The following is a 24,443-nucleotide window of genomic DNA, read 5'->3' as shown; positions in this document are numbered from 1 at the left end:
GGTGCAACCTTATTCAGGGGTGGCGGGCGACGCAATGGCGCGCGCGCAAATCACGGAAGATTGGTTTTCCTCTGCCCCAACATGCCCTAGTTTACTCCCGGCGACCCTCTGTCGCGTATGCCCCTTCAATCAAATCAACATTTTAGGATAGCGCCATGGAAATGCGCCGGCTCGGAAAAACAGGCCTTTCAATCTCGCCTATCGTCTTCGGCGGCAATGTCTTTGCATGGACCGCCGACGAGAAAACCTCCTTTGATATCCTCGACGCATTCTTCCAAGCAGGTCTCAATACCATCGACACGGCCGACGTCTACTCATCCTGGGTGCCCGGCAACAAAGGCGGCGAGTCAGAGGAGATCATCGGCAAGTGGCTAAAGAACGCCAAGGTCTCCCGCGACCAGGCTGTCATCATCACCAAGGTCGGCTCCGACATGGGCCAAGGAAAGACGCTGAAAGAGCAATATATCCTCAAGGCCGTGGAAGATTCGCTCCGCCGCCTGCAGACGGATTACATCGACCTCTACCTGTCCCACTGGCCCGACGAAAATACGCCCTATGAAGAAACGCTCGGCGCCTTCGCCAAGCTGAAGCAGCAGGGCAAAATCCGGGCGATGGGCTGTTCCAATCTCGATGCCAGCCAGCTTCAGGCATCCTTCGATGCCGCCTGGAAGGCTGGCGTTCCTCGCTACGATGTCCTGCAACCCGAATATAATCTCTATGAGCGATCGGGCTTCGAGGGCCGGCTTGCCGATCTTTGCGTGAAGGAAGACATCGGTGTCATCACCTATTTCAGCCTCGCAGCCGGCTTTCTCACCGGTAAGTACCGCAGCAAGACCGATACGGAGGGCAAGGCCCGCAAAGATCGGGTCATGAAATATCTCGATGATAAGGGAATGCGCATTCTGGCCGCACTCGACCAGATTTCCGCCGAGACGAGCGCGAAACCTGCCGAGATCTCGCTCGCCTGGCTGCTCAACAAGAAAGGCGTGACGGCACCGATCGCCAGTGCTACCAGCACATCACAGCTCGATAGCTTGGTAAAGGCGGCCAGGCTTGAGCTTTCTGACGAAGCAATGAGACTGCTCGACGAGGCAGGCGCCTGAGGGGGACGACATGACCGTGACGATCCGCGATGCCAGACCGGAAGACGAAGCGCGCTGGCGCGAACTCTGGCAGGATTACCTCGCCTTTTATGAAGTCACGGTTAATGGCGGCATTACCAATTCAACGTGGCGCCGGGTTTTCGATCCGGCGTCAGCAATCTTCATGCGTGTTGCCGAAGTCGACGGAGAGGTTATGGGCTTCACCCTATCGCTGACGCATGAAGGCACATGGATTGACGGCAGGGACTGCTATCTCGAAGACCTGTTCGTCGACCCAGGCGCGCGCGGCAAAGGGGTCGGCCGGGCGCTCATGGATGACCTGGTTCTGCTCTGCAAGCAGAACGGCTGGTCGCGGCTTTATTGGCACACCAACGCACAGAACAGGAGGGCACGTGCGCTCTACGACAGCTATGTCGAAAGCGACGGGCACATCCGCTATCGCATCAGTTTCTGAGAGGCGGGAAGCCTTCGTAGTATTGCGCATGATCTCCCTGCCAATTCGCCATCCCAGACTTGGTGAGAGTTCCGCGCGGCCGCACGTAGCTCTGGATCGTACGCTTTGGCCGCTCATGCCACTGGATATTAAAGGCCCATAGTTTCGGGAAGAAGCAGAGAGATGCATAGGGCAGATGATCGTGGATCCACCACGCGAGCTTCTGCCAATCTTGCTCATCTCGATAAGTATCGATCATCCAGGGTACGACGATACAGGCCGTCGCCCCCATGCAGCCATCGAAATCGCGCATGTCCCAGATATGGTCCGCCGCGCTCGAGGCATTGGTCGAGCAATTGAGCTTGTTTTTGTTTCCAAACCCGTTGACGGCGGCAGAGCGGTAGCCCGAGCGGATGTGCAGCCTGCCGAACGTTGCCTGAAGCGGCTCGAGCAGTTCCTTGCAAAGCCGCCTGCCCGCCTCGATTGCAAGATCGGGATCGTCTGGAATATTTGGAATGCGATAGAAATTTGCGATCTCGGAATGGAGGAAATCGCGCAGGAAGAAATTCTTCGATAGCCGCACCCGTCCCATATCCTCGAGTGATTTCATCGACCCAGGCTTGTTCATGCGTCTCTCCTCCATCCGCTGGCCGAGCCTAGCGCGTGATCGCGCTATCGCCACCCGGAAAGTGCGGGCTCCAACGGAACAATTTCCAACGAGGTCGCTTCTGTAAGGGTTCACGACTGCGTGAGTCCAAAAACGAGAACAAGGAACGAAGAAATGGCCAAGCAAAAGTCACTTGAGGATCTCTATTACGACACCTTGAAGGACATCTACTTCACCGAGCGGCAGATTCTGCGCGCCCTGCCGAAGATGGCCCGCGCTGCTCAGTCCGCCGATCTGAAGGCCGGTTTCGAAAAGCACAAGGAAGAAACCGAAACCCATCTGGAACGTTTGCAGCAGGTGTTCGAGATTGCCGGCAAACGTGCTCAGGGCAAGACCTGCGAAGCGATTCAGGGCATCATCGCCGAAGGCGAAGAGATCATGGAAGAATTCAAGGGGACGGCCGCTGTCGACGCCGGCCTGATCTCTGCGGCGCAGGCCGTGGAGCACTACGAGATCGCCCGTTACGGCACACTGAAGACCTGGGCGCAGAACCTCGGATACAAGGACGCCGTTGCGCTGCTGGACCAGACCTTGCTGGAAGAAGAGGCAACTGACAAGTTGCTTACGAAACTCGCCGTCAGCGCCGCAAACCAGAAAGCCGCCCGCGCAGCTTGACGACAATCGACTGGAGGAGCCGGTCTTACCGGCTGCTCCAGCCTTGGTACGGCTTGTCAAGGGACCACCCGCCTCTAAATCTTCCACCGTTATGTCGAGGCCGATACGGAGCGTGCAAGATATGTCCGAACAGCAGGCAATCGAAGCAGTCGTCCATCTCTACGTCGAAGGCATGACCTTTGCCAACGAAGCGGCTTTGCGAAAGGCGTTCCATCCGCAAAGCGCGATCATCGGTCACTATGAACATGCGGTCGAATGGCTGACGCGCGACGAATTCATCGCTGCGATCACAGCCGAAGGCGCCGCTCCGCCGGGGACCCAACCCTATATGGATATAACAATGATCGATGTCGCAGGCGATGCCGCGATGGCAAAGGTGACTGACGAATTCGCCGGGATGCGCTTTACCGACTATCTATCGATGCTGAAGATCGACGGTCGATGGACGATCGTCAACAAGGTCTACTACCTGCATTCCTAGCTAGCGCAGCTTTCACAGCATGAGGCCGGCGCAACCGCCGGCCCGCAGTGCCCGACTTATGTCAGCTACGCAGCACACCGCCCGTGAACTTCATCACGCTCGCCACGATCTTCTGCGTCAGTGCCTCAAAATCCTCGTCCGTCAGCGTCCGCTCGACGGGCTGGATCTGCACTTCGATCGCAACCGACTTCTTGCCTTCCCCAAGCGATCCGCCTTCGAAGATGTCGAAGACATTGACGCCGGTGACCAGCCTGCGATCGGCACCGCTCGCAGCCTTTATGATCGCGCCGGCTTCAACCGCCTTGTCGACGACGAAGGCGAAATCGCGCTTGACGGCCTGGAATGGCGAAAGCTCCAGCGCCGGCTTGGTCCGCGTCGCCTTCTTCTTCGGCTCGGGCATCGCGTCGATATAGACCTCGAAGCCGCAGAGCGCGCCTGAGACATCGAGTGCTTCGAGTGTCGAAGGATGGAATTCGCCGAAATAGCCGAGGACGACCTTCGGGCCCATCTTGATGGTGCCGGAACGGCCTGGGTGGTACCAATCCGGTCCGCCCTGTTCTATCTGGATATTGCCCATCGGCAGGCCGCAGGCCTCCATCACCGCCAGCGCGTCGGCCTTGGCGTCGAAGACGTCGACCGGCTTGCCGCCGCCCCTCGAACTGTTCGACCACATGCGGCCAGCGCCAGTGAGCGAGGCCGTGCCGCGGCGAATGCCACCGGCAGCACGACGCTGGCCTTCCGGCCGGTCATTCTCGTAGGTTCCGGAGACTTCGAAGATCGCCACATCGCCGTGGCCCTTGTCGGCGTTTCGCTGCGCAGCCATCAACAGGCCCGGCAGGAGCGAGGGGCGCATGTCGGACATTTCGGCTGCGATCGGGTTTGCAAGCTTGAGTGCCGGTGAACCGCCGCCGAAGAGCTTCGCCTGCTCTTGCGAAATGAAGGACCAGGTCACTGCCTCCAGCATGCCGCGCGAGGCGAGCGCCCGCTTGGCCATCCGCGTGCGGATCTGCAGCGTCGTCAAGATCTTGCCGTTCACCGCTGCATGGCTTTCCAAGGGCGCCGGCTTGATGTTGTCGACGCCGTGGATGCGCATGACTTCCTCAACGAGGTCGGCCTTACCGCCGATATCCGGACGCCAGGAAGGAACGGCGACCGATACGCTTTCGCCCGAACCCGTCACCACGAAGCCGAGGCGGGTCAGGATATCCTTGCTCTCCTCGGTCGAGACTTCGAGGCCGGTCAGGCGCCTGACTTCGCTGTAGGGGAAATCGACGATCTTCGGCTGATACCCCTTGTAGCCGACGACATCGGCCTTTGCCGGCGTGCCGCCGCAAAGTTCAAGAACGAGTTCGGTCGTGCGCTCCAGTCCGGGAACCATATATTCCGGATCGACACCGCGCTCGAAGCGATAGCGGGCATCGGTGATGATGCCCAGACCGCGGCCGGACTTGGCAATATTCATCGGGTCCCAGAGCGCAGATTCGATCAGCACGTCAGTCGTCTTTTCGTCGCAGCCCGAATGCTCGCCGCCCATGATGCCGCCGATCGACTCGATGCCGTCCGCATCGGCGATCACGACATTGTTGGGCCCAAGCTTGTATTCGCGCTGGTCGAGCGCCAGCACCGTCTCGCCTTCCCTCGCGCGGCGGACGGTCAGATTGCCGCTGACCTTGGCAGCGTCAAAGACGTGCATCGGCCGGCCCTGGTCGAAGGTCATGTAGTTGGTGATATCGACCAGGGCATTAATTGGACGCAGACCGATTGCCAGCAGCCGCTGCTGCATCCAGCGCGGGCTCGGGCCGTTCCTGACGCCGCGCACGAGGCGGAGCGCAAAACCAGGGCAGAGCTTTTCGTCGTCAAGTTCGAGCTTCACCCTGACAGGCGTCTCGCCCTCGACGGCAAAAGACGGCGCAGGCCGCGCCTTCAGCGTGCCGAGACCCGAAGCGGCCAAATCGCGGGCGATGCCAAAGATGCTCGTGCAGTCCGGACGGTTCGGCGTAAGATTGATCTCGATGACAGGGTCGTCGAGATGGGCATAGGCCGCATAGCTGGACCCGATTGGGGCGTCTTCGGGCAAATCGATGATTCCCTCATGATTGTCAGAAATCATGAGTTCCTTTTCGGAGCACATCATGCCGTGGCTTTCAACGCCGCGGATATTGCCGACGGAAAGCGTCACGTCGATGCCGGGAACATAGGTGCCCGATGCGGCAAATGCTCCGATGAGCCCCGCCCGGGCATTCGGCGCCCCACAGACAACCTGGATCGGAGCACCCTTGCCGGTATCGACCGAGAGAACCTTGAGGCGATCGGCCTGCGGATGTTTTTCGGCGGAGAGAACCTTGGCGATGATGAAAGGCCTGAAGGCCGCCTTGTCATCGACGTCTTCGACTTCCAGCCCGATCATCGTCAGGCGGGTGCAGATTTCATCCAGGGCGGCATCCGTTTCCAGATGATCCTTCAGCCAGGAGAGTGTGAATTTCATGGTCTCAATCCTCCCTTACACGCTCAAGCCGCCGAACAGCGTCGGCATGTCGAGCGGGCGGAAGCCATAGTGGGTCATCCAGCGAACATCGGCGTTGAAGAAATCGCGCAGGTCGGGCATGCCGTATTTCAGCATGGCGATGCGGTCGAGGCCCATCCCCCAGGCAAAGCCCTGATATTCGTCCGGGTCGAGACCGCCATAGCGCAGTACGTTCGGATGGACCATGCCACAGCCGAGGATTTCCATCCAATCCGTTCCCTCCCCGAATTTGACGATCGGGCCTGATCGATCGCATTGGATATCGACTTCAAAGGACGGTTCGGTGAACGGGAAGAAGGACGGGCGAAAGCGCATTGTCACGCTGTCGACCTCGAAGAAGGCCTTGCAGAACTCTTCGAGCACCCAGCGCATGTTGGCGACATTCGCCTTCGTGTCGATTACCAGTCCCTCGACCTGATGGAACATCGGCGAATGGGTCGCATCCGAATCCTGACGATAGGTCTTGCCGGGGATGATGATGCGGATCGGCGGCTTCTGCGCTTCCATGGTGCGCACCTGTACGGGCGAGGTGTGCGTACGCAGCACCTTGCGCTCGCCGTCCTCATCCGGTTGGAAGAAGAAGGTGTCATGCATCTCGCGGGCCGGGTGGCCTTCGGGGAAATTCAGCGCCGTGAAATTGTAATAGTCGGTCTCGACATCCGGACCTTCGGCTATCGAGAAGCCCATGTCGCCGAAGATCGCGGTGATTTCGTCGACGATTTGGCTGATCGGGTGAATGCGGCCGCGCTCGGCGGGCGAGGAGCGGACCGGCAGACTGATGTCGACCGTCTCGGCCCTCAGGCGGGCATTGACCGCCGCTTCCTTGAGCGTCGCCTTGCGAGCGGCAAGGGCATCCGCGACCTCATTCTTGAGGACGTTGATTGCAACGCCCTTGGTCTGGCGCTCTTCGGGCGACATCGTGCCGAGCGTCTTCAGGAGCTCGGAAACGGAACCCTTTTTCCCGAGGGCCGAAAGGCGCACGGCTTCGAGTGCCGGTTCGTCGTTAGCGGCAACAATTTCCGCAAGCAGCGATGATTTGAGCTGGTCGATATCTGACATCGTCAATTCTTTCCGTCCGGGATCAGGCGGGAATCGGAGGCTGGTTAAACCGGCCGGGCAAGGAGTAAAGAGAAAGAAAAACCCGCGCCAGCCCAAACCAGCGCGGGTTTCCCAAAATTCAAAAAAGCGTCAAGCTTGGGAAGCGCTGGTTAACGAACCGCGCTTTCAAACTCGTTCGTCGTACCGGCATCCTTGAGGTACTCGAGGGCCTTCTTGGAGGCTGCGACGAGCGCGCCGAATGCTTCCGGCTCATGGATCGCCATGTCGGAGAGGACCTTGCGGTCGACTTCGATGCCAGCCTTGTTCAGGCCGTCGATGAAGCGGCCGTAGGTCAGGCCGAATTCGCGGACGGCAGCATTGATGCGCTGGATCCAAAGCGCGCGGAAATTGCGCTTGTTGACCTTGCGGTCACGGTAGGCGTACTGCTTGGCGCGATCAACGGCAGCCTTGGCGGTACGGATGGTGTTCTTGCGGCGGCCGTAAAAGCCCTTTGCTGCCTTCAGAACTTTCTTGTGCTTGGCATGGGCTGTAACGCCTCTTTTTACACGTGCCATTTCATGATCTCCTTAATCTAAAGCGTTCGCGGAATAGTCTTAGAGACCGTTCGGCAGGTAGTTCTTCACAACCTTGCGGCCATCGGGTTCTGCGAGAACCATCGTGCCACGTGCGTCGCGAATGAACTTGTTGGTACGCTTGATCATGCCATGGCGTTTGCCAGCAGCAGCGGCCTTGACCTTGCCGGTCGCGGTAATCTTGAACCGCTTCTTGGCGGAGGATTTCGTCTTCATCTTGGGCATTTTGCTACTCCGTTTCTATCCTCCTGCGCGCTTCTTCAAAAAGCCCTCCTGCGATGTCCGGTCTTCCGGCCGTCGCAACAAGGTGCGGGAGCGTTTGTTGTTGATCCGCGGGCATGGCGACGAAACCGTCCCGCAAGCATTCGAAACTGCCACGGCATGCCCTGCCGGTCAGTTCGGACGCGCGCTTATACCCGCAGCGCCGCGAAAGTGCAACGGGGCAGAGGAGGATTCTTCAGTCATGCTGGATAGGCAGGAGTGTCGGCGAGGAAGCGGGCGAGCAAGGACATGACCCGTTGACCTCGGGCTCAGCCATCTCGCCCTCTCACCGCCCATGAGGTGGTATCGTGATCGGGGTGCTGGTTGTTGCTCTCCTTGATCGCCGCGGCCCACTCGGCGCCGTTGTTTTCGGTCGCACCGGTATTTTCTATGCCCGTGATCTTATCGAACCATGCCACCATGTTCTCGGTGCAGGTATTGGCAAGCGGCGAGAAGGCGTGCGGATCGTCAAGCGAACCGATCATCAGGTTGGTGCGACCGTTTTCGAGGTGGTGGAAGAACAACGGCGTGCCGCAATTGGCGCAGAAGCCGCGCTCGACAAGCTCCGAGCTCTTCCACACGCTCGGCTTGCCGCGTGTCCAGGTGAGAGCATCATCGGGTGCGGCGACGAGCGCGGCAAAGATGTTGCCCGAAGCTTTCTGGCACATGCGGCAATGGCAGAGATGCGAGTTGTCGAGCATTGCGGTTGCGTGGTAGCGCACGGCACCGCACTGGCAGCCGCCGCTCACCTCCATCTCGATGCGTTTCATTTCTTCTCCTCCTTCAAGAGGCGAGTCTGGGATTAGTCTCTTTTAAGTTTTCGCCTTTTGGTCGTCCAGCCTCCCCGGAGCGGATCCAAATCTGGTGTTAGTGGGCGTAGTTTGCGAGCCCAAAAAAATGGACCCGATCACGCCTTATCGACCGTTCTGCCCACTCCTTCGGCTTCAACCGCCGGTTAAGTCGATGACCGAAGCTGGCAGAGACTGTTGAGGTGGGTCCGCAGCCCACGAAGTTCCGGTGCAGACGCTGGTAATTTCCGCTTTTGGAAGTTGCTCAACGTGGCTTCGACGACCGATATGCGGCGCTCACGCGCGTTCGCCTTTGAGAGGCTGCGTCGGGTCCTCGGTGTCAATTCGGCCGAAACGGCTTGCCGGAAGCCCCGATTGGGGAACGGATCACCTGCTCGACAACTGTTGCGCTTCATTCTCTGGGCCTGTGAGGGGGCGAGAACTCACCTTGTCCCCGCAGTGAGCTTCCAGCGACCGCTAGTGCGCGAGCAGTTGCTCATAGGTGCCTCGTAAGCGGTCAAGGCGATCATTTTCCGGCAAAAGACGCTCCCTGGAAGTCCAGTCGGGTCCTTGGCGGTGTTCCGCCAACTCATTTCCATCCGGTCGACTGCCCCACGGCGTGAACGCAGCTTCGATCCATTCAGCGATCATGATGTCGTCGTACATGTCTTTCACCTGGTTCGATGTGTCCGGGCAGCAAAATCCGACGAAGCGTGCTGATGTTGAAGACGTTAAACAGGCAAGACATCATTCCATCTCGTGAGTGAAATCAGGCCAAACGTGATGCGTTTCCGCCAGGTCGGGTCGATCTTGGCCGCCAGCTTTTTTCCAAACTATTGCGTCAACTGCAATTATGAACTGCCAAACGCGGCCGTTCTCATTGGCGGCCACCTGTCGCACCTTCGGCATGCGGATCGGGAATGGACCCGGCCAAGTTCGCAGGAGCACAACATGAAACTTTATCATCACCCTCTGTCGGGTCACTCGCATCGGGCACGTCTGTTCGTCTCGCTGCTTGGCCTGCCCCACGAGCTGGTCGAGGTGGACCTGAAGTCCGGCGCGCACAAGACGCCCGAATTTCTCAAGCTGAACCCATTCGGCCAGGTGCCGGTGCTGGAGGATGGCGACGTCGTGATCGCCGATTCCAACGCCATCCTGGTCTATCTCGCAAAGAAAGCGGCCCGTACCGATTGGCTACCCGAAGACGCCAAGGGCTCCGCCGCCGTCCAGCGCTGGCTGTCGGTTGCCGCCGGTGAAGTGGCTTATGGTCCGGCAGCGGCGCGGCTGATCACAGTCTTCGGCGCCAAATATAATCCCGAAGAGGTTATCGGCCGCGCCCATGCGCTGCTGCGCAAGCTCGAAAGCCAGCTTACCGATCACGACTGGCTCGTCGGCGACAGGCCAACGATCGCGGACGTTGCGATCTACAGCTATGTGGCCCGTGCGCCGGAAGGCAACGTCGACCTCTCCACCTACCCTGCCGTCGACGCGTTCCTTCGTCGTATCGAAGCGCTGCCAGGCTTCGTCCCCTTCGTTCAAACGCCCGTCGGCCTTGCCGCTTGAGGCCAGGGTACGGGCGTGCGGCTTGCGTGCGCCCGATCTACATTTTCGGGGAAACAGGACATGAACGAGACCTTGAAGCCCCTGCCGGTCTGGCACGAAGGAGAGACCTATATTCAGCAGAAGGTCGGCGTCGCCGAACGCATGGCGGCCGTCGGCCAGCGTGTCATCCGCGATTTCATGCCAGACCAGCATCGCGACTTCTACGCTCAGCTGCCGTTCGTCGTGCTGGGCAGCGTCGACGGCCGCGGTGACGCCTGGGCAACCTTCCTTGAAGGGCACCCGGGCTTCATGTCCTCTCCATCGTCAACCGCCTTGAATATCGCGGCCACAAGAGATCCCAGCGACCCCGCAAGCGAGGGTCTGGCCGAGGGCCGGCCCATCGGCCTGCTTGGCATGGAGATGCACACAAGGCGGCGCAACCGCATGAACGGCTTCGTCTCCAATTCACCCGACGGCTTCCGCGTGGATGTCGACCAGAGCTTCGGAAACTGCCCGCGTTACATCCAGCTGCGGGATTTCGAATTCGTTCGAAATCCCGGCGGAGATTTTTCCGGCACCGTCGAAGACCTGCCCGACCTCGATAGTGCTGCACGCGCCATGATCACGGCGGCGGATGCGTTTTTCGTCGCCTCTTATGCCGATCGCGAAGATCGACGCCAGGTCGACGTGTCGCATCGCGGCGGCAAGGCCGGTTTCGTTCGCGTTGCGGGCGACGGGACACTGACGATCCCGGACTTTGACGGGAACCTCTTTTTTGCAACGCTCGGCAACATCCTGTTGAACGGCAAGGCCGGGCTTGTCTTCGTCGATTATTCCAGCGGCGACATGCTGCAGATGACCGGTGACGCCGAGGTTATCCTTAATTCACCGGAGATCGCGGCCTTTCAGGGCGCCGAACGACTGTGGACGTTCAAGGCACGTCGGATCATCCGTCGGCGGAACGCATTGGCACTGCGCTGGTCCTTCCGGGACGACGGCTGGTCTGCCAATTCGTTGATGACCGGCGATTGGGCGCAGGCGGCGGACCGGCTGCGCGCTGCGGAAGTGGCCACCCGGTGGCGCGCCCTGACCGTGACCAGGATTGTGGAAGAAAGCGCCTCCATCCGTTCGTTTCACCTTCAGCCGAGCGATGGGGCAGGTTTGCTGCCGCATGTTGCCGGCCAGCATCTGCCGATCCGCATCAGCGTTCCAGGCGTCGACAAGCCTGCTATCCGAACCTATACGCTGTCAGTGGCACCCTCGGACGGCCTTTACCGCATCAGTGTCAAGCGCGACGGTGCGGTATCGCAACATCTCCACGATCACATCCGCGTCGGCGACACGATCGAGGCGCGCTCGCCGGCCGGCAGTTTTACCATCGACGCCCGCGCTGCCCGTCCGGCAGTGCTGCTTGCCGGCGGTGTTGGGATAACGCCCCTGCTTGCCATGTTGCGCCACGTTGTCTACGAGGGGCTGCGCAAGCAGCGCATTCGCCCGATCTTTCTTTTTCACGCGGCGCGTTCCAGGCAGGAGCGTCCGTTCGATCGGGAAATCGCCGAGCTCGTCGACGCCGCGCGAGGCGCGGTGAGGCTGATCCGGGTCTTGAGCGATGCCAATGGCGCTGAAGAAGGCGTTGACTACGACGCCATCGGGCGCATCGATATGCCGCTCCTGTCCCGCCACTTGCCGTTCGACGATTATGACTTCTACCTCTGCGGGCCGCCGCAGTTCACGCAGTCACTGTACGATGGCTTGCGCGGCTATAATATTGCTGATGCCCGCATTCACGCGGAGGCTTTCGGCCCGTCATCCCTGGAGCGAACGCTCGACGCCGGGGTGAGCCCGCCCACGCGTCGACCGCCATCCACAAAGCCGGTACCGGTCGCCTTCATGGGATCGCTGAAGGAAGCCCGCTGGACACCGGAGGCCGGCACATTGCTGGAGCTGGCGGAAGCGCGCGGCCTCAGTCCCGAATTCAGTTGCCGGGAAGGCAGTTGCGGCACATGCCGCACCAAGCTCACCAGGGGGGCAGTGACCTACATCAAGGAGCCGACGGCGGCGATTGCCGAAGGCGAAGTACTGCTGTGCTGCTCGGTCCCCGCCGCACAGGAGGGCGGTGAGGAAAACCAGATCCAGCTCGAACTCTGACGCTTCCCATTGATGCATCCGGCGCAAGAGTATCTTCCGCTTTTTCAACGTTCATCATCCGGCAGAACGGGAGCATCTTCCAAGTGACGAAGGGGACAGCCTTTCGCAATTAAACCAAGGAAATAGACATGTCTCGCATTGCCACGCCCGCCACAATCAACGATGCACCGGAAGCTTCCCGCCCCGTGTTGGAAGCCATCCAGAAACAGATTGGCTCCGTGCCGAACATCTTCCGCCTGGTGTCGAACAGCCCGGCCGCTCTGAACGCCCTGGCGGCCCTGCAGGGTGCTCTCGGCAAGGGCAAGTTGGCTCCGGCCACCCGCGAGCGGATCGCGCTCGCCATGGCCGAGGCCAATGGTTGCGACTACTGCCTGTCGGCGCATAGCTATACCGGCGCCAAGTTTGCCAAGCTGGACGAGAGCGAGATCGAGAAGAACCGGCGCGGCACCTCGAATGATCCAAAGGCAGCCGCCGCCGTCGAATTCGCTCGCGCTCTTGTCGTCGCCGGCGGTTCCGTGGCCCCAGGCGATGTCGAAAAAGTCCGCGCCGCGGGTTACAGCGATGGGGAAATCCTCGAGATCATCGCGCATGTCGCGCTGAACACCTTCACCAATTATGTCAACGAAGCCCTGGGCACCGAAATCGACTTCCCCAGCATCGACCACCTTCCAGCATGACTAACTCACGGTGGTCGCCTGGGCGGCGGCCACCCGCCCTTTCCATTCCCAATCTATAAGGAACCGAACCATGTCTCGTCCGCCACTTCCCCCTTTCAATGAACAGAGCGCCGTCGAAAAGGTCCGCCTTGCCGAAGATGGCTGGAACAGCCGCGATGCCGCCAAGGTCGCGCTCGCCTATACACTCGACACACGCTGGCGCAACCGCGTCGAATTCGCGACCAACCGTGCCGAGGCTGAAGCTTTCCTCAGGCGCAAATGGAACCGCGAGCTCGACTACCGGCTGATCAAGGAGCTTTGGGCTTTCCAGGGCAACCGCATCGCCGTTCGCTATGCCTACGAATATCACGACGACAGCGGTCAGTGGTTTCGTGCCTATGGCAACGAAAACTGGGAATTCGCCGAGGACGGGCTGATGCGGGCGCGGCATGCCAGCATCAACGAGCGCCCGATCACGGAGGCGGAGCGCAAGTTCCGCTGGCCGCTCGGCCGCAGGCCTGACGATCACCCGGGCTTGAGCGATTTGGGCTTCTAAAGCCAGGTCCGCATCAGGGAGCTCGCCACCATGGCAGGTTTCAAGCTCGATGCGCGGGCACGGCTGTCGATCGAGCTCGCGCTTACCGCCGGACGCGGAGATCCCATTTTTGCCCGACAGCAGGAAATGGACGCAAAGGCGCTCGGCATTACGGGGGCTGAAGTCGATATGGCCCGCAAGGGCTCGAGCTTCGATTTCCAGCTTTCCAAGGCGATAGCCTTGGCCCTCAAACCAGACGCCGAGCACCGCGAGCGCACCATGAAAGCCGGTATCGACGCACAAGCCTGTGCCGACATCGAAGAACTGGCGGCGTCCTACATCAGCCGATCTCGGTTGCGATCCCCATAGGCCATCGTCGACCTTTCACGACATCTCCAGCCATGTCATTCGTATCAATCTCGAAACGGTCTTGCTCGATCTGTTTCGGGATTGATACATTTCTGGGCGACGGTCACGTTGAGCAACACGAGCAATCTTTGAGGGGCGAATGGATCGATGGCAGGCAATGCGGATTTTCGCGAAGGTTGCGGAGACCGGAAGTTTTGCGGATACCGCGCGCCACATGCATATGAGTGCACCGGCTGTCACCCGCGCCGTCGCAGCGCTTGAAGATCTGATTGGCGCCCGCCTTTTCGTTCGCACGACGCGCTCCGTCAAGATGACGGAGGCAGGCACACGGTATTTCGAGGATTGCCGCCGCATATTGGCGGATATTGCCGAAGCGGAGGCTGCCGCGGGTGGCTCCTATGCCACTCCAACGGGTACGCTGGCCATCACGGCTTCAGCATTGTTCGGGCAGATGTATGTGTTGCCCATCGTGACCGAGTTCCTGAACACCTTCCCGACCATGCATGCACGGACCCTGTTCATCGATCGCCCGGTCAACATCGTCGAAGAAGGGGTCGACGTGGCCGTTCGTATCGGACACCTGCGGGACTCAGGTTTCTCTGCCATAAAGGTCGGGACCGTTCGGCATGTCATCTGCGGGTCCCCGAGCTATTTCGAGAGCCACGGCGTTCCAACCACGCCCGCCGACCTCAAGAACCATCGCATTGCCGCGTCCACAAGCGCCTGGGCATCGCCGGAATGGCGTTTTGCAAACGATCAGCGGGTGACGATCGACCCCCTTCTACAATGCAACACCAACGACGCCGTTATCACGGCCGCACGGGCAGGCTGGGGACTGACCCGAGTCCTGCACTACCAGATCGGCCCGGCCCTGCTTGCGGGGGATCTGCAGATCGTCCTCAGCGATCATGAAGAGCCGCCAATGCCCATTCACATCCTTCATCCGGAAGGGCGACACGCGCCCGCCAAGGTTCGGGCCTTCGTGGACATGGCGGCGGCGCGTCTTCGGGAAAACCGGTTGTTGAACTAAAACCACCGCCGCATTCTTCCGCCGAACTGGTGCCAGATCCCGCCGTTGAGAGGCGCGGATCTCCAGTGACAGCTGCTGAAGCAACCCAGGTCGTGACGTCGCTCATTCTTTCACACGTCGTAATTATCACTTCCACACTGAGCAGATTATCGTTTCTCTGTGAAAGGATATGTTGGTCTCCAAGGCAGCCGCAGCTGGCGCCTCAAACCCGAAGGAGACCGCCATGAAACGCCTGATCATGACCCTGATGCTGGCTACCGTCAGCTTTGCCCCCATATCCTTTGCAGCCTCGTCCACGCCCGACCAAGCTATCATCACCCGGCAGGCTCCCGGTACCGTCCACTATCGGACCGCAGCAATCGATGGTGTGAACATCTTCTACCGCGAAGCCGGTCCGAAAGACGGCCCCGTAGTCGTTCTGCTGCATGGCTTCCCGACGTCTTCGCATATGTTCCGCAATCTGATGCCACTTCTCGCCGATCGCTATCGAGTCATCGCGCCGGACTATCCGGGCTTCGGCCAGAGTGACGCTCCGGACCATACCAAATTCGCCTACACTTTTGGTCATTATGCCGACCTCGTCGATGGTTTGCTCGATCAGCTTGGTGCAAAAAAATACGCCATGTACGTCATGGATTATGGTGCGCCGGTCGGTTATCGGCTCGCCTTGAAGCATCCGGATCGCGTGACGGCTCTTATCGTGCAGAACGGCAATGCCTATGACGAGGGCCTTCGCGAATTCTGGGATCCGATCAAAAAATACTGGGCCGATGGCTCGAACGAAAGCCGCGACGGGCTCTCTGGCCTGGTCGCCTTGGAGACCACGAAATTCCAGTACACTGACGGCATGAGCGATCTGAGCCGCATCAGCCCCGACAACTGGATTCATGACCAGGCGCTGCTCGATCGTCCCGGCAACAAGGACATTCAGTTGGACCTCTTCTATGACTACCGCACCAATGTGCCGCTCTACCCGCAATTCCAGGCCTTCTTCCGCGATCGCAAGCCGCCGACGCTGATCGTGTGGGGCAAAAACGACAAGATCTTCCCTGCCGAAGGCGCGCTTCCCTATCTTCGCGACCTGCCGGATGCAGAACTGCATCTTCTCGATACCGGCCACTTCGCGCTGGAGGACAAGCTGGACGTGATAGCGCCGCTTATTCACGACTTTCTTGGCCGAGAACTCGCTGGGAAAAACTGAATTCAAAGCCGCGCAGTCCAAGGACTGCGCGGCTCATTCATGCACTTCGCCTCTACCTGTTTTTCTGTGCTGCAGACGCGCTTTGGCTCTTTTTTTCATGCATCCTTTTTATGAAACCGATCCACCGATCTTCAGCGTTGCAAGATCTCAGTGAACAGCCGCAATCACCGGAATTCCGGCTTTTTCGGCAGCGCGAATGAGCGCGGCACGCGCTGTCTTTGCCGGGATATCACCCTCAATGGCATCCAGGCATGTCTTCACTGCGGCAATATATGCTCGCCATCGTCTGTCGGCCACGCGGCGATCAGGTCGCCGGCAAGCTCACTCAGCGACCGCACCAGCCTGTGCTTTTCCTGACCGCTCATTACAAGCATCACAGGCGCGAAATCTTCGCTTGCTCCAATATCCCGACCGTTCGCATCACTATCTGTTCCACCATGGATCGATAACCTGGCGCTTCATCAGGAAAGGTTTAGATCGGGTTCAGCAACAACGACCAGCACCTCCTTGATGTCCTTTCGACAGGGTGAGCAGCATCTATGGCAGACGATGCCGAGGGAAAGCAGGACCTAAGTCGGACTGGCCACCGCAGGGCGCGGTGCTCATATACGGATATGATGCAATGTTGAGTCCGTTGAGGGGCGGAACAGGAGAAGGATATGAGATTCGGCCCCGACAATCACGAAGAGCGCTGCTTTGAAGGCCATAGTTCGGCATCGACCATCGCGACGATATCAGCAGCCCTTTCCGCCGACCCGGAAATTGACAGCAGCGCCATCGAGATCAGGATGCTCGGTCCGGTCGTGCTGCTGGAAGGCTACATAACGAAGGCTGCAGATCGCGACAAAGCGATCTCGATTGCAGCCATGATCGTAGGCTGGGAAAATGTCCATGACCGGATGCTGAGCCGCTTTCCCATGCAGTAGTCGACGGTGACTGGCGGGGGTCGGACGAAGGTCCCATCATGCCTCCGCCTAAAGTCCCAGCTCTGGAACACTTCTTCCATCTCCCCGTTGGCTTTCAAGGAAGCAATCGCATCAAAGGAGGAAAGAAGATGAATATCAAATCGATTGGTTTTGCCTCGGGTATTCTGTTGGCGTCGACGTGTGCCTTTGCGCAGTCCTCGACGGTTACAGGAGCAGCGGGTGGCGCTGCAACGGGTGCTATTGTCGGTGGCCCGGTCGGTGCGGCTGTCGGCGGCATCGTCGGCGGCGTGGCAGGCAGCATCATCGATCCACCGCCGCCGAAGGTGGTGACCTACGTTGAGCAGGCTCCCGCCCCGGCTGAACGCGTCGTGGTGAGGGAGAAGGTCGTCGTCGGGCAGCCCCTGCCGGAAACCGTCGTCGTCACCCCCGTTCCCGATGATCCGAAATATGCATATGCAATCGTCAACGATCAGCGCGTTATCGTCGAACCTTCCTCCCGGAAGGTCATCCAGGTCATTCAATGACCGTCGGGCGGTTCACACCGCCCCTTCCAACAACAAGGGCACGCATGCGAGGCATGAGAATGCGGGCGGCATGGCGTGCCCAAAGCCAGGAGATTGTCCCGAAGAGAAGCCATCTCACCATGCTCGCTGCAACGATAGTGGCTGCCCCCACCCCTCGATAAGATTTGATCCGAGCGTGCTTGCAATAGTAGCGGCCATAAACGACGCTGGGGTGCCACAGGGGCCCAGACAGCTCCATTTAACGCACCACGCGCCATGCCTGGCGCAAAAACACAAAAGCCGCCCTTACGGACGGCTTTGATGCATCGATGTGGCCCGCTCACTTCGGCGCGAGCACCATCATCATCTGGCGGCCTTCAAGCTTCGGCTCGGCTTCGACCTTTGCAAATTCCAGTGTGTCGGCCTTGACCTGCTGCAGAAGCTTCATGCCGAGTTCCTGGTGGGCCATTTCGCGGCCGCGGAACTTCAGCGTCACCTTCACCTTGTCGCCTTCCTCAAAGAAGCGGCCCATAGCCTTCATTTTCACCTCATAATCATGGGTGTCGATGTTCGGCCGCATCTTGATTTCTTTGACTTCGACAATCTTCTGCTTCTTGCGCGCCTCGGAGGCCTTCTTCTGGTTGGCGTATTTCAGCTTGCCCAGATCGAGAATCTTGCACACAGGCGGTTCGGCGTTGGGAGAAATTTCCACAAGGTCGAGGCCGGCTTCTTCAGCCATTCTCAGGGCCTGATCGGTGGGCACCACGCCCAAATTCTGTCCTTCAGCATCAATCAACTGAACCTTAGGAATACGGATTTCCCGGTTCGAACGCGGCCCTTCCTTCACGGGCGCGTCGGTTTTAAAAGGTCTGCGAATGGTCGTACTCTCCTCGAGTTGTTTCAGATCGCAGCTTCGCGCTCCATTGGGGCGCAACGAAGTCTCGCTGCCGCTGCGATGTCGTCAATAACACGCTTTAGCGGAAAAATCACCTGCTGTCAGCCTATTCAAGAATCTGTTTTATAGGCACAAACAATGGGAGTTAGTGCTTATGTCCGAAGCAACAGCCATATCCGAGCCGCAGTTCCTGACGGTGGGCGAAGGTGACGCGGAGCGAAGGATCGCTTTCATCATTCGTCAAGCCACCTCGAAGGATTGCGGCCCGACCTTCGTCTGGCTCTCCGGCTACCGGTCGGACATGAGCGGCACAAAGGCGATAGAACTCGATCGGCTGGCCGGTGAACTCGGACTTGCCTGCATCCGCCTCGACTATTCGGGGCACGGACTTTCCGGTGGAGAGTTTAAGGACGGAACGATTTCCCGCTGGCTGGAAGAGGCGCTTGCCGTCGTCCTCCATGCAAGACCCGAGCGCATCATCCTCGTTGGCTCCTCCATGGGCGGATGGATTGCATTGCGGCTGGCGCAGGAACTTGCAAGCTTGGAGGGGACGCCAAAGCTCGACGGGATGGTGCTGATTGCGCCGGCACCCGACTTCACATCGGATCTCATCGAGCCGCATCTGAGGAAAAAGGATCGCGCCTCGCTCGCCGAACGCGGCTATTTCGAAGAGAAGTCCGACTATAGTCCGGAGCCCAACGTCTACACCCGTGCACTCCTGGAAGACGGTCGCGAAAACCGCGTACTGACCGGCATCATCAACACGGGCTGCGCGGTACATATCCTGCAAGGCATGAAAGATCCGGACGTTCCCTACAGCCACGCGATGAAGCTGGTTGAACACCTGCCCGCCGACAATGTCGTGCTGACCTTCATTCGCGATGGCGACCATCGGCTTTCGCGGCCGCAGGATATCGAGCGGATACTATCGGCCGCTAAAAGCCTCGTTCGTTAGCCGAAGCCGGCGCCTGCGGCCTCTACCAGAGTTCGAGACCGCACTCTGCAAAAAACCACCGGTTGTGTGGCATTTTAACCATGTCTGGTTGTTAGGGCAGAGCCGCAAGAAGTAATGATTGACTCCTCAACACCCTCTCCGTTAACTCTTTGTTAACAAATACAAGGGCGATGCAGGGAAACGGGCGTGCGGATCAAGGGTTACTTGATGGCTATGATGGCCATTTGTGCGATGTCTTCGGCCGCGTTACCGGCCCCCACAAGAAACCTCTCGATGGTTACAGGCGGCGCCACCTCGCAGCCAATCGGCCATTATGATTTCTGCCAGTTGCACCGGATCGAATGCGGTGCGGACCGCAATGCAGGGCCGGCGGAAATGAATGGCGAGAAATGGGCTCTTGTCCGCTCGGTCAATTCCACCGTCAACAGTACCATCACCCCGATGACGGACAAGGAAATCTACGGCAAGGACGAAATCTGGTCTTATCCGACAACGGCGGGCGACTGTGAAGATTTTGCTCTCCTCAAGCGCCGCATTCTGATCCAGCGCGGCTTTGATCCGGCAAATCTTCTGATGACCGTGGTGCGCAAGCCAGATGGCGAAGGCCACGCCGTGCTGACGCTTCGCACAGCCGAAGGCGACTTCATTCTCGACAACCTCGCTTCCGGCGTGAAACCCTGGTTCGATACGGCTTATTCCTTCGTCAAGCGCCAGTCGAGCTACAATGCCGGCCGCTGGGTGACGATCGAAAACGGCCGCGACGTCCTGGTCGGCGCTCTGAAGTAAGAATTTCAATCTTCAAGCACGAAGGCCCGCGACCGTCGGCCGCTTTGGGAGACTTTGCTTTACGCACGGTCTCCCGTCTCTTCGATTGAGTTCAAGGCGTTCGGCGCTGCAACCGTATCCCTTGGTCGATTGCTTCGGCTGCGCGCCTGACCGGGCCTTACCCATTGCCGATCAGGATGCCGGCAGCCAGCACGAGACCCCCGCCAAGCACGACCTGAAAGGCCGCGCGCAAAAATGGCGTTTCCATATATCTGTTCTGGATGAACGCGATCGCCCAGAGTTCGAAAAAGACGATGACGACGGCAGTGATCGTCGCAGTCCAGAATTGGGGGATGAGGTAGGGCAGTGCGTGGCCGAGGCCTCCGATCGTTGTCATGATCCCGCAGGCGAAACCGCGCTTGATCGGCGAACCGCGCCCGGAAATCTTACCATCGTCATGTGCAGCTTCGGTGAAACCCATCGATATACCCGCGCCTACCGAAGCCGAGAGGCCGACGAGGAATGTCTGCCACGTATCCTGCGTCGCAAAGGCGGCGGCGAAGATCGGCGCCAGCGTCGAGACAGAACCATCCATCAAGCCTGCAAGGCCCGGCTGCACATAGGTGAGCACGAATTGTCGCCGCGCCGTTTCGTCCTCGGCTTCCTTTACATCCTCAGGAGTATGTTTGTCGCCGAGCATTCTGGCAATGTCTTCATGACCCTGTTCGGCGAGCGCGAGATCGCCGAGAAGCTGGCGCGTCGAGGCATCCGAAGTCTGCTTTGCCGCCTCGACGTAGAAGCGATAAGCCTGCTCCTCCATCGTCTCGGCTTCCTGCCGAACCGCTTCCAGTGACAGGTTCTTGCGCAGCCAATCCGGCTTGCGCTCATAAAAACCCTGCACATGCTCGCGGCGAATTAGTGGAATGCGTTCGCCGAAACGCTGCCGATGTATCTCGATAAGCGACTTGCGGTGCGTGTTTTCGACTTCCGCCATGTCCTCGAGGATCTGCGCCGAGGCGGGATAAGCGACCTTCAGCTTGTCGGCATAGGCCCGATAGATGCGGGAGTCGTCCTCCTCTGAGGCAATCGCCAGCGCCAGAATTTCTTGTTCCGACAATGATTTGAATGAACGTTTGAAAGAGGTGAAAAACCGCGGCAGCATAACAAAGCTCCATTTTAGAATAATTCTAAATCTAAACAGTGCGCCGCAAAGCGTCAAGCATCGGGCGTTCGATCTGACAGATTGCCGCAATACAAATTGTGCACTTCAGCTGGACGAGGCAGGTGCCTATATGAGGCGTGCCGCAACAAAGCGATCATGGGTATGGGATGAATAGTGAATTGCAAGGCCGGGCGGCGCATGCCGCCGCAATCCGCCAGCGAGCGGAAATGGAAATGAATGCCATGGGCATCGACAATGCCTTCATCGACAGGCTGGTCGAGACTTTCTACGGCCGCGTCCTTGCGCATCCCGAACTCGGCCCCGTTTTCGACGCCCGGCTTTCGGGCCGCTGGCCGGAGCACATGGCGAAGATGAAGAGCTTCTGGTCCTCCGTCGCATTCCGCAGCGGCGCCTACGGCGGCAAGCCGGTGCAAGCACATGTCGGTGTGGCCAACATGACGCCCGATCTTTTTCCCCAATGGCTGGAGCTCTTTTCAGCAACGCTCGACGATATCGCTCCGAATGCCGGGGCAAAGGCCTGGTTCATGGCGACGGCGGAACGCATCGCGAAGAGCTTGACGCTATCGCTATTTTACAATCCCGCACTCGACGATCCTGCTCGCAATTCCGCCTAAGCTTTTTCGGTTGAAAAGGTCGCACCTGCGCTCGCCGCGACGACCAGCGCGGTCCCGAGCATCTGCAACAGCGTCATGGGCTGGGCAAGGATGAGGAAGCCTGCGAGCGCACCGATTGCCGGTTCCAAGCTCATGAGGATGCCGAATGCGGCCGTCGTCATCCGTCGTAACGCAATCATTTCCAGGGTATAAGGCAGGAGCGGAACGAGGATCGCCAGACCTGCCATCTCGAAGAGACCGTAGCCATCGAAGTTCGACGCGGCACCGGCAAAGCCGAAGGGCGCCGCCACCACCGCCGCCGCGATCAGCGACATGGAGAGGCCTTCGAGCCCCTTGAACGCCGCGCCGACCTTTTTCGTCAGCATGATATAGCATGCCCAGCCCGCGCCGGCGCCGAAGGCAAAGAGAACGCCGGGCAGATTGCCGACCCATCCTTCGCCATCATAGGCGAGGAGGAGAACACCGGCTGCGGCGATCACCGGCCAGATCAGGCGCCGCGTCAGGCCATAACCGAACGTCGCGACGGAGAGCGGACCAAGAAAATCGATCGCCACCGCAAGCCCCAAAGGAATTCGCTCGATCGCCGCAAAGAAGGACATCGTCATCAGCGCCGTCGTGGTGCCGAGAACCAATGCGCCGATCCATTGCTCGCGGCTGTAGCGCAGCAAGGGCGGACGAACGGCGATTGCCAGGATGGCTGCCGCGAAGGCAAGCCTAAGCCAGGAGGCACCTGCCGATCCATATGCTGCGATCGCGCCGGAAGAGAATGCCGCACCGAACTGAATGGACGACATCGAAAGCAGGCACATCAATGAACCAGCCGCAATACCGCCGGAAAATGCAGGCGCAGCTGCGGTTAACGCAACGACAGCGCCGTTTGGCGTTGGTTTGCCCCTCTTCTGATCCATTTCCTGCTCCCGATTTGCATCACTGATACGAACGCAATCACAGAGCGGCAAATGCAAACTTCTGATCCGGACATAAGCGGTCTTTATGCACCAAGACGCTAAAGCGCCAGCCCGGGTTCGAGCACCTCTTCAGCCTCGCCGCGGCTCATGGCGAATACTTTCCTGCCGATCTCAAAGCTGAATCCATTCCGGGCAAAAGCTGAAAGCTCCTTCACCTTTCGCTTCTCATCAACGTCGCAATGCCGGAACGGACCAAAGGAGCGCTTGCGGGCGAAGACGACGGCGGCGAACAGATCGTCGGCATGCTCGATCGCGGTATCGACGATATCGCTTGCCACCCCTTTCGAGGAGAGCTTTTGCGCGATGCTGCGTTTCGATTTGCCGCCGCGTACCGCCGAGCGGGTGCTCACCGCTGCATAGGCCACGTCGTCCAGAGCCTTCACGTCGTAGGCGAATTTGACCGCCGAAGCGGCAAGTGCCTTCAGCTGCGCCGGACTGATGTCTTCGAATTTCTGCTTCGCCTTTCGCGTGATCGCATCGAAGAGCTGTTTTTCCGTCATCATCCGGCGCTCGAGGCGATAGATCGTCGAGTTGCGTGCCCAGGAGAGCATGCGCGGCGTCGGAACATCGGATGGCTGATTTTGGTCGTCCATTGAAGGCTTCTAGGCCTCGAGCCCTTTCAGCATATTGGCGACGTTGAAACCGATTTCCCTCACTCCATAACCGCCCTCCATGCAGGTCAGGACTGGAAGGCCCGCCTTGGCGATCAACGCGCCCATGCGTGTGAAATCATCGGAAGTCAGCCTGAAAAACGAGATCGGATCGCGTTCGAAGGTATCAACGCCAAGCGAGACGATGATGGCTTCGGCACCAAAAGCCTTGATGCGCGCAAGCGAATCCGCAAGCGCCGCCGACCATGCAGCCCAGGCCGTACCGCGCGGGAGCGGGTAGTTCGCATTGCAGTTTTCTCCTTCGCCCTCGCCGGTTTCATCTGCATAGCCCCAGAAATAGGGAAAGGCATTGGCAGGTTCGCCGTGCAGCGATGCAAAAAAGATGTCGCCGCGGCGGTAGGTGATGTCCTGCGTGCCGTTGCCGTGATGGAAATCGACATCGAGGATCGCAACCTTCTTTGCGCCGATATCCAGCAGGCGTTGCGCCGCGACGGCGGCGTTGTTGATGAAGCAATAGCCGCCGAAGAGGTCGATGCCTGCATGATGGCCGGGAGGCCGGCAAAGCGAGAAGGCGAAACGGTTTCCGCAATTCAGCCAATCAGCGCCGGTGATCGCGCATTGCATCGAGGCGACGGCCGCCTCGTGGGTGCCGTTGGTGATCGAGGTTTCGGTGGCATTGGCGTAATAGCCGAGCATGCCGTCGATATCGTTCGGTACGCGCTGCGTTGCACGGCGCACCGGCAGCGAGGTCGGGATCGCCTCGCCCGCAGCCCCGCTTGCCTGCCACATAGTCCAAGCCTTTGACAGGAAGTCGAGATAGCCGGCGTCATGCACTTTCAGTGCGGTTTCCAGTCCATGCCGTTCCGGCGCAACAACATCCGAAAACCCCGCCTCTTTGACTGCTTCCAGGATCCACTCTGCGCGAAACGGTCCTTCGAACGGCGTCACCAACAGGCCGCCATGCAGCTCTGTCTTCGCATCGCGCAGCTTGTGGTCTTCGGAATAGATGACGCGCACCGGCTTCTCCCGATCTGTTTTG

At 59.4% G+C, this 24,443-nt stretch carries 28 protein-coding genes and 1 pseudogene; 16 read left to right on the top strand and 13 right to left on the bottom strand.

From position 1 onward, the window contains the following. The first annotated feature begins 155 nt into the window (after positions 1-155). Together AM571_RS01530 and AM571_RS01525 are read left to right on the top strand one after the other, a co-directional pair. On the top strand, positions 156-1,103 hold the full coding sequence (locus AM571_RS01530) for an aldo/keto reductase (protein ID WP_074059880.1): 948 nt from the start codon (positions 156-158) through the stop codon (positions 1,101-1,103). 10 nt (positions 1,104-1,113) lie between these two features. Further along, positions 1,114-1,557 (top strand): GNAT family N-acetyltransferase, encoded by a 444-nt coding sequence (locus AM571_RS01525; protein WP_074059879.1) that lies wholly within the window; start codon positions 1,114-1,116, stop codon positions 1,555-1,557. Here AM571_RS01525 and AM571_RS01520 read toward each other — a convergent pair. Beyond that, positions 1,547-2,164: a hypothetical protein gene (locus AM571_RS01520; protein WP_074059878.1), complete on the bottom strand. Its 618-nt coding sequence runs from the start codon at positions 2,162-2,164 to the stop codon at positions 1,547-1,549. The two genes, AM571_RS01525 and AM571_RS01520, sit on opposite strands and share 11 nt — an antisense overlap. 153 nt (positions 2,165-2,317) lie before the next feature. On the opposite strand from AM571_RS01520, the gene AM571_RS01515 reads away from it, so the two are divergent. Both AM571_RS01515 and AM571_RS01510 read left to right on the top strand, forming a co-directional pair. Next, positions 2,318-2,818 (top strand): ferritin-like domain-containing protein, encoded by a 501-nt coding sequence (locus AM571_RS01515; RefSeq protein ID WP_074059877.1) that lies wholly within the window; start codon positions 2,318-2,320, stop codon positions 2,816-2,818. A gap of 121 nt (positions 2,819-2,939) precedes the next feature. Continuing rightward, a complete protein-coding gene (locus AM571_RS01510; protein ID WP_074059876.1) occupies positions 2,940-3,299 on the top strand; it encodes a nuclear transport factor 2 family protein in 360 nt (119 codons plus the stop codon). Between the two features lie 61 nt (positions 3,300-3,360). Here AM571_RS01510 and pheT read toward each other — a convergent pair whose 3' ends face one another. The 6 genes from pheT to AM571_RS01480 form a co-directional block, all read right to left on the bottom strand. Beyond that, on the bottom strand, positions 3,361-5,784 hold the full coding sequence (gene pheT / locus AM571_RS01505; protein WP_074059875.1) for a phenylalanine--tRNA ligase subunit beta: 2,424 nt from the start codon (positions 5,782-5,784) through the stop codon (positions 3,361-3,363). A gap of 15 nt (positions 5,785-5,799) precedes the next feature. Beyond that, entirely contained in the window at positions 5,800-6,882 is a 1,083-nt protein-coding gene (gene pheS, locus AM571_RS01500; RefSeq protein ID WP_074059874.1) for a phenylalanine--tRNA ligase subunit alpha, read from the bottom strand. Between the two features lie 149 nt (positions 6,883-7,031). Next, positions 7,032-7,436: a 50S ribosomal protein L20 gene (gene rplT / locus AM571_RS01495; protein WP_074059873.1), complete on the bottom strand. Its 405-nt coding sequence runs from the start codon at positions 7,434-7,436 to the stop codon at positions 7,032-7,034. Positions 7,437-7,475: 39 nt separating this feature from the next. Further along, positions 7,476-7,679 (bottom strand): 50S ribosomal protein L35, encoded by a 204-nt coding sequence (gene rpmI, locus AM571_RS01490; protein ID WP_004108077.1) that lies wholly within the window; start codon positions 7,677-7,679, stop codon positions 7,476-7,478. Positions 7,680-7,984: 305 nt separating this feature from the next. Then, positions 7,985-8,485 (bottom strand): GFA family protein, encoded by a 501-nt coding sequence (locus tag AM571_RS01485; RefSeq protein ID WP_074059872.1) that lies wholly within the window; start codon positions 8,483-8,485, stop codon positions 7,985-7,987. A 495-nt stretch (positions 8,486-8,980) separates the two neighbouring features. Further along, a complete protein-coding gene (locus AM571_RS01480; RefSeq protein ID WP_074059871.1) occupies positions 8,981-9,169 on the bottom strand; it encodes a hypothetical protein in 189 nt (62 codons plus the stop codon). A 285-nt stretch (positions 9,170-9,454) separates the two neighbouring features. On the opposite strand from AM571_RS01480, the gene AM571_RS01475 reads away from it, so the two are divergent. From AM571_RS01475 to AM571_RS01445, 7 genes are all read left to right on the top strand, one after another. Next, positions 9,455-10,066 carry a glutathione S-transferase family protein gene (locus tag AM571_RS01475; RefSeq protein ID WP_074063013.1) on the top strand — a complete coding sequence of 204 codons (612 nt, stop codon included), beginning with the start codon at positions 9,455-9,457 and terminating at the stop codon, positions 10,064-10,066. Between the two features lie 60 nt (positions 10,067-10,126). Next, positions 10,127-12,193 (top strand): pyridoxamine 5'-phosphate oxidase family protein, encoded by a 2,067-nt coding sequence (locus AM571_RS01470; RefSeq protein ID WP_074059870.1) that lies wholly within the window; start codon positions 10,127-10,129, stop codon positions 12,191-12,193. A gap of 128 nt (positions 12,194-12,321) precedes the next feature. Then, positions 12,322-12,870 (top strand): carboxymuconolactone decarboxylase family protein, encoded by a 549-nt coding sequence (locus AM571_RS01465; protein WP_074059869.1) that lies wholly within the window; start codon positions 12,322-12,324, stop codon positions 12,868-12,870. Positions 12,871-12,940: 70 nt separating this feature from the next. After that, the gene (locus AM571_RS01460; RefSeq protein ID WP_074059868.1) at positions 12,941-13,405 is read left to right on the top strand and encodes a DUF1348 family protein; all 465 of its coding nucleotides are present in this window, start codon (positions 12,941-12,943) and stop codon (positions 13,403-13,405) included. A 30-nt stretch (positions 13,406-13,435) separates the two neighbouring features. After that, positions 13,436-13,753, top strand: coding sequence for a hypothetical protein (locus AM571_RS01455; protein WP_237358521.1), 318 nt, complete (start codon positions 13,436-13,438; stop codon positions 13,751-13,753). Between the two features lie 139 nt (positions 13,754-13,892). Continuing rightward, positions 13,893-14,783, top strand: a complete 891-nt coding sequence (locus AM571_RS01450; protein ID WP_074059867.1) for a LysR family transcriptional regulator — start codon at positions 13,893-13,895, stop codon at positions 14,781-14,783. Between the two features lie 223 nt (positions 14,784-15,006). After that, the gene (locus AM571_RS01445; RefSeq protein ID WP_074063011.1) at positions 15,007-15,984 is read left to right on the top strand and encodes an alpha/beta fold hydrolase; all 978 of its coding nucleotides are present in this window, start codon (positions 15,007-15,009) and stop codon (positions 15,982-15,984) included. A gap of 147 nt (positions 15,985-16,131) precedes the next feature. Here the strand turns inward: AM571_RS01445 and AM571_RS01440 are convergent. Beyond that, positions 16,132-16,358, bottom strand: a pseudogene (locus AM571_RS01440) (DUF982 domain-containing protein). 285 nt (positions 16,359-16,643) lie between these two features. Here AM571_RS01440 and AM571_RS01435 point away from each other — a divergent pair. Both AM571_RS01435 and AM571_RS01430 read left to right on the top strand, forming a co-directional pair. After that, positions 16,644-16,910, top strand: a complete 267-nt coding sequence (locus AM571_RS01435; protein WP_074059866.1) for a BON domain-containing protein — start codon at positions 16,644-16,646, stop codon at positions 16,908-16,910. Positions 16,911-17,038: 128 nt separating this feature from the next. Continuing rightward, positions 17,039-17,434 carry a DUF1236 domain-containing protein gene (locus tag AM571_RS01430; RefSeq protein ID WP_074059865.1) on the top strand — a complete coding sequence of 132 codons (396 nt, stop codon included), beginning with the start codon at positions 17,039-17,041 and terminating at the stop codon, positions 17,432-17,434. 319 nt (positions 17,435-17,753) lie between these two features. On the opposite strand, the gene infC is transcribed toward AM571_RS01430, so the two are convergent. Further along, positions 17,754-18,290 carry a translation initiation factor IF-3 gene (gene infC / locus AM571_RS01425; RefSeq protein WP_074063010.1) on the bottom strand — a complete coding sequence of 179 codons (537 nt, stop codon included), beginning with the start codon at positions 18,288-18,290 and terminating at the stop codon, positions 17,754-17,756. Positions 18,291-18,462: 172 nt separating this feature from the next. Here infC and AM571_RS01420 point away from each other — a divergent pair, with 172 nt between their 5' ends. Together AM571_RS01420 and AM571_RS01415 are read left to right on the top strand one after the other, a co-directional pair. Further along, positions 18,463-19,263, top strand: coding sequence for an alpha/beta hydrolase (locus tag AM571_RS01420; RefSeq protein ID WP_074059864.1), 801 nt, complete (start codon positions 18,463-18,465; stop codon positions 19,261-19,263). A 186-nt stretch (positions 19,264-19,449) separates the two neighbouring features. After that, complete coding sequence (locus AM571_RS01415) at positions 19,450-20,049, top strand: transglutaminase-like cysteine peptidase (RefSeq protein ID WP_074059863.1); 600 nt, start codon at positions 19,450-19,452, stop codon at positions 20,047-20,049. Between the two features lie 157 nt (positions 20,050-20,206). Here the strand turns inward: AM571_RS01415 and mbfA are convergent, their stop codons facing one another. Beyond that, positions 20,207-21,190, bottom strand: a complete 984-nt coding sequence (gene mbfA / locus AM571_RS01410) for an iron exporter MbfA (protein ID WP_074059862.1) — start codon at positions 21,188-21,190, stop codon at positions 20,207-20,209. Positions 21,191-21,357: 167 nt separating this feature from the next. On the opposite strand from mbfA, the gene AM571_RS01405 reads away from it, so the two are divergent. Further along, the gene (locus AM571_RS01405; RefSeq protein WP_074059861.1) at positions 21,358-21,825 is read left to right on the top strand and encodes a group III truncated hemoglobin; all 468 of its coding nucleotides are present in this window, start codon (positions 21,358-21,360) and stop codon (positions 21,823-21,825) included. Here the strand turns inward: AM571_RS01405 and AM571_RS01400 are convergent. The 3 genes from AM571_RS01400 to AM571_RS01390 all read right to left on the bottom strand — a co-directional run bounded on the left by AM571_RS01400 (position 21,822) and on the right by AM571_RS01390 (position 24,421). Further along, positions 21,822-22,733, bottom strand: coding sequence for an EamA family transporter (locus AM571_RS01400; protein WP_074059860.1), 912 nt, complete (start codon positions 22,731-22,733; stop codon positions 21,822-21,824). The genes AM571_RS01405 and AM571_RS01400 overlap by 4 nt on opposite strands. Before the next feature lie 98 nt (positions 22,734-22,831). Beyond that, a complete protein-coding gene (gene recX, locus AM571_RS01395; protein ID WP_074059859.1) occupies positions 22,832-23,386 on the bottom strand; it encodes a recombination regulator RecX in 555 nt (184 codons plus the stop codon). Between the two features lie 9 nt (positions 23,387-23,395). Beyond that, positions 23,396-24,421 (bottom strand): histone deacetylase family protein, encoded by a 1,026-nt coding sequence (locus tag AM571_RS01390; protein ID WP_074059858.1) that lies wholly within the window; start codon positions 24,419-24,421, stop codon positions 23,396-23,398. Positions 24,422-24,443: the final 22 nt, after the last annotated feature.

Source organism: Rhizobium etli 8C-3 (genome assembly GCF_001908375.1).
In the GTDB taxonomy this organism is placed as follows: Bacteria; Pseudomonadota; Alphaproteobacteria; order Rhizobiales; family Rhizobiaceae; genus Rhizobium; species Rhizobium etli_B.
Note: the sequence above shows the minus strand (reverse complement) of the source record. Positions and strands in the feature narration are given on the sequence as shown.

Bases quoted from the DNA above. Each gene is read 5' to 3' on its own strand.
- AM571_RS01530 (WP_074059880.1), top strand. From the start codon at position 156: ATGGAAATGCGCCGGCTCGGAAAAACAGGCCTTTCAATCTCGCCTATC.
- AM571_RS01525 (WP_074059879.1), top strand. From the start codon at position 1,114: ATGACCGTGACGATCCGCGATGCCAGACCGGAAGACGAAGCGCGCTGG.
- AM571_RS01520 (WP_074059878.1), bottom strand. From the start codon at position 2,164: ATGAACAAGCCTGGGTCGATGAAATCACTCGAGGATATGGGACGGGTG.
- AM571_RS01515 (WP_074059877.1), top strand. From the start codon at position 2,318: ATGGCCAAGCAAAAGTCACTTGAGGATCTCTATTACGACACCTTGAAG.
- AM571_RS01510 (WP_074059876.1), top strand. From the start codon at position 2,940: ATGTCCGAACAGCAGGCAATCGAAGCAGTCGTCCATCTCTACGTCGAA.
- pheT (WP_074059875.1), bottom strand. From the start codon at position 5,784: ATGAAATTCACACTCTCCTGGCTGAAGGATCATCTGGAAACGGATGCC.
- pheS (WP_074059874.1), bottom strand. From the start codon at position 6,882: ATGTCAGATATCGACCAGCTCAAATCATCGCTGCTTGCGGAAATTGTT.
- rplT (WP_074059873.1), bottom strand. From the start codon at position 7,436: ATGGCACGTGTAAAAAGAGGCGTTACAGCCCATGCCAAGCACAAGAAA.
- rpmI (WP_004108077.1), bottom strand. From the start codon at position 7,679: ATGCCCAAGATGAAGACGAAATCCTCCGCCAAGAAGCGGTTCAAGATT.
- AM571_RS01485 (WP_074059872.1), bottom strand. From the start codon at position 8,485: ATGAAACGCATCGAGATGGAGGTGAGCGGCGGCTGCCAGTGCGGTGCC.
- AM571_RS01480 (WP_074059871.1), bottom strand. From the start codon at position 9,169: ATGTACGACGACATCATGATCGCTGAATGGATCGAAGCTGCGTTCACG.
- AM571_RS01475 (WP_074063013.1), top strand. From the start codon at position 9,455: ATGAAACTTTATCATCACCCTCTGTCGGGTCACTCGCATCGGGCACGT.
- AM571_RS01470 (WP_074059870.1), top strand. From the start codon at position 10,127: ATGAACGAGACCTTGAAGCCCCTGCCGGTCTGGCACGAAGGAGAGACC.
- AM571_RS01465 (WP_074059869.1), top strand. From the start codon at position 12,322: ATGTCTCGCATTGCCACGCCCGCCACAATCAACGATGCACCGGAAGCT.
- AM571_RS01460 (WP_074059868.1), top strand. From the start codon at position 12,941: ATGTCTCGTCCGCCACTTCCCCCTTTCAATGAACAGAGCGCCGTCGAA.
- AM571_RS01455 (WP_237358521.1), top strand. From the start codon at position 13,436: ATGGCAGGTTTCAAGCTCGATGCGCGGGCACGGCTGTCGATCGAGCTC.
- AM571_RS01450 (WP_074059867.1), top strand. From the start codon at position 13,893: ATGGATCGATGGCAGGCAATGCGGATTTTCGCGAAGGTTGCGGAGACC.
- AM571_RS01445 (WP_074063011.1), top strand. From the start codon at position 15,007: ATGAAACGCCTGATCATGACCCTGATGCTGGCTACCGTCAGCTTTGCC.
- AM571_RS01435 (WP_074059866.1), top strand. From the start codon at position 16,644: ATGAGATTCGGCCCCGACAATCACGAAGAGCGCTGCTTTGAAGGCCAT.
- AM571_RS01430 (WP_074059865.1), top strand. From the start codon at position 17,039: ATGAATATCAAATCGATTGGTTTTGCCTCGGGTATTCTGTTGGCGTCG.
- AM571_RS01420 (WP_074059864.1), top strand. From the start codon at position 18,463: ATGTCCGAAGCAACAGCCATATCCGAGCCGCAGTTCCTGACGGTGGGC.
- mbfA (WP_074059862.1), bottom strand. From the start codon at position 21,190: ATGCTGCCGCGGTTTTTCACCTCTTTCAAACGTTCATTCAAATCATTG.
- AM571_RS01405 (WP_074059861.1), top strand. From the start codon at position 21,358: ATGAATAGTGAATTGCAAGGCCGGGCGGCGCATGCCGCCGCAATCCGC.
- AM571_RS01400 (WP_074059860.1), bottom strand. From the start codon at position 22,733: ATGGATCAGAAGAGGGGCAAACCAACGCCAAACGGCGCTGTCGTTGCG.
- recX (WP_074059859.1), bottom strand. From the start codon at position 23,386: ATGGACGACCAAAATCAGCCATCCGATGTTCCGACGCCGCGCATGCTC.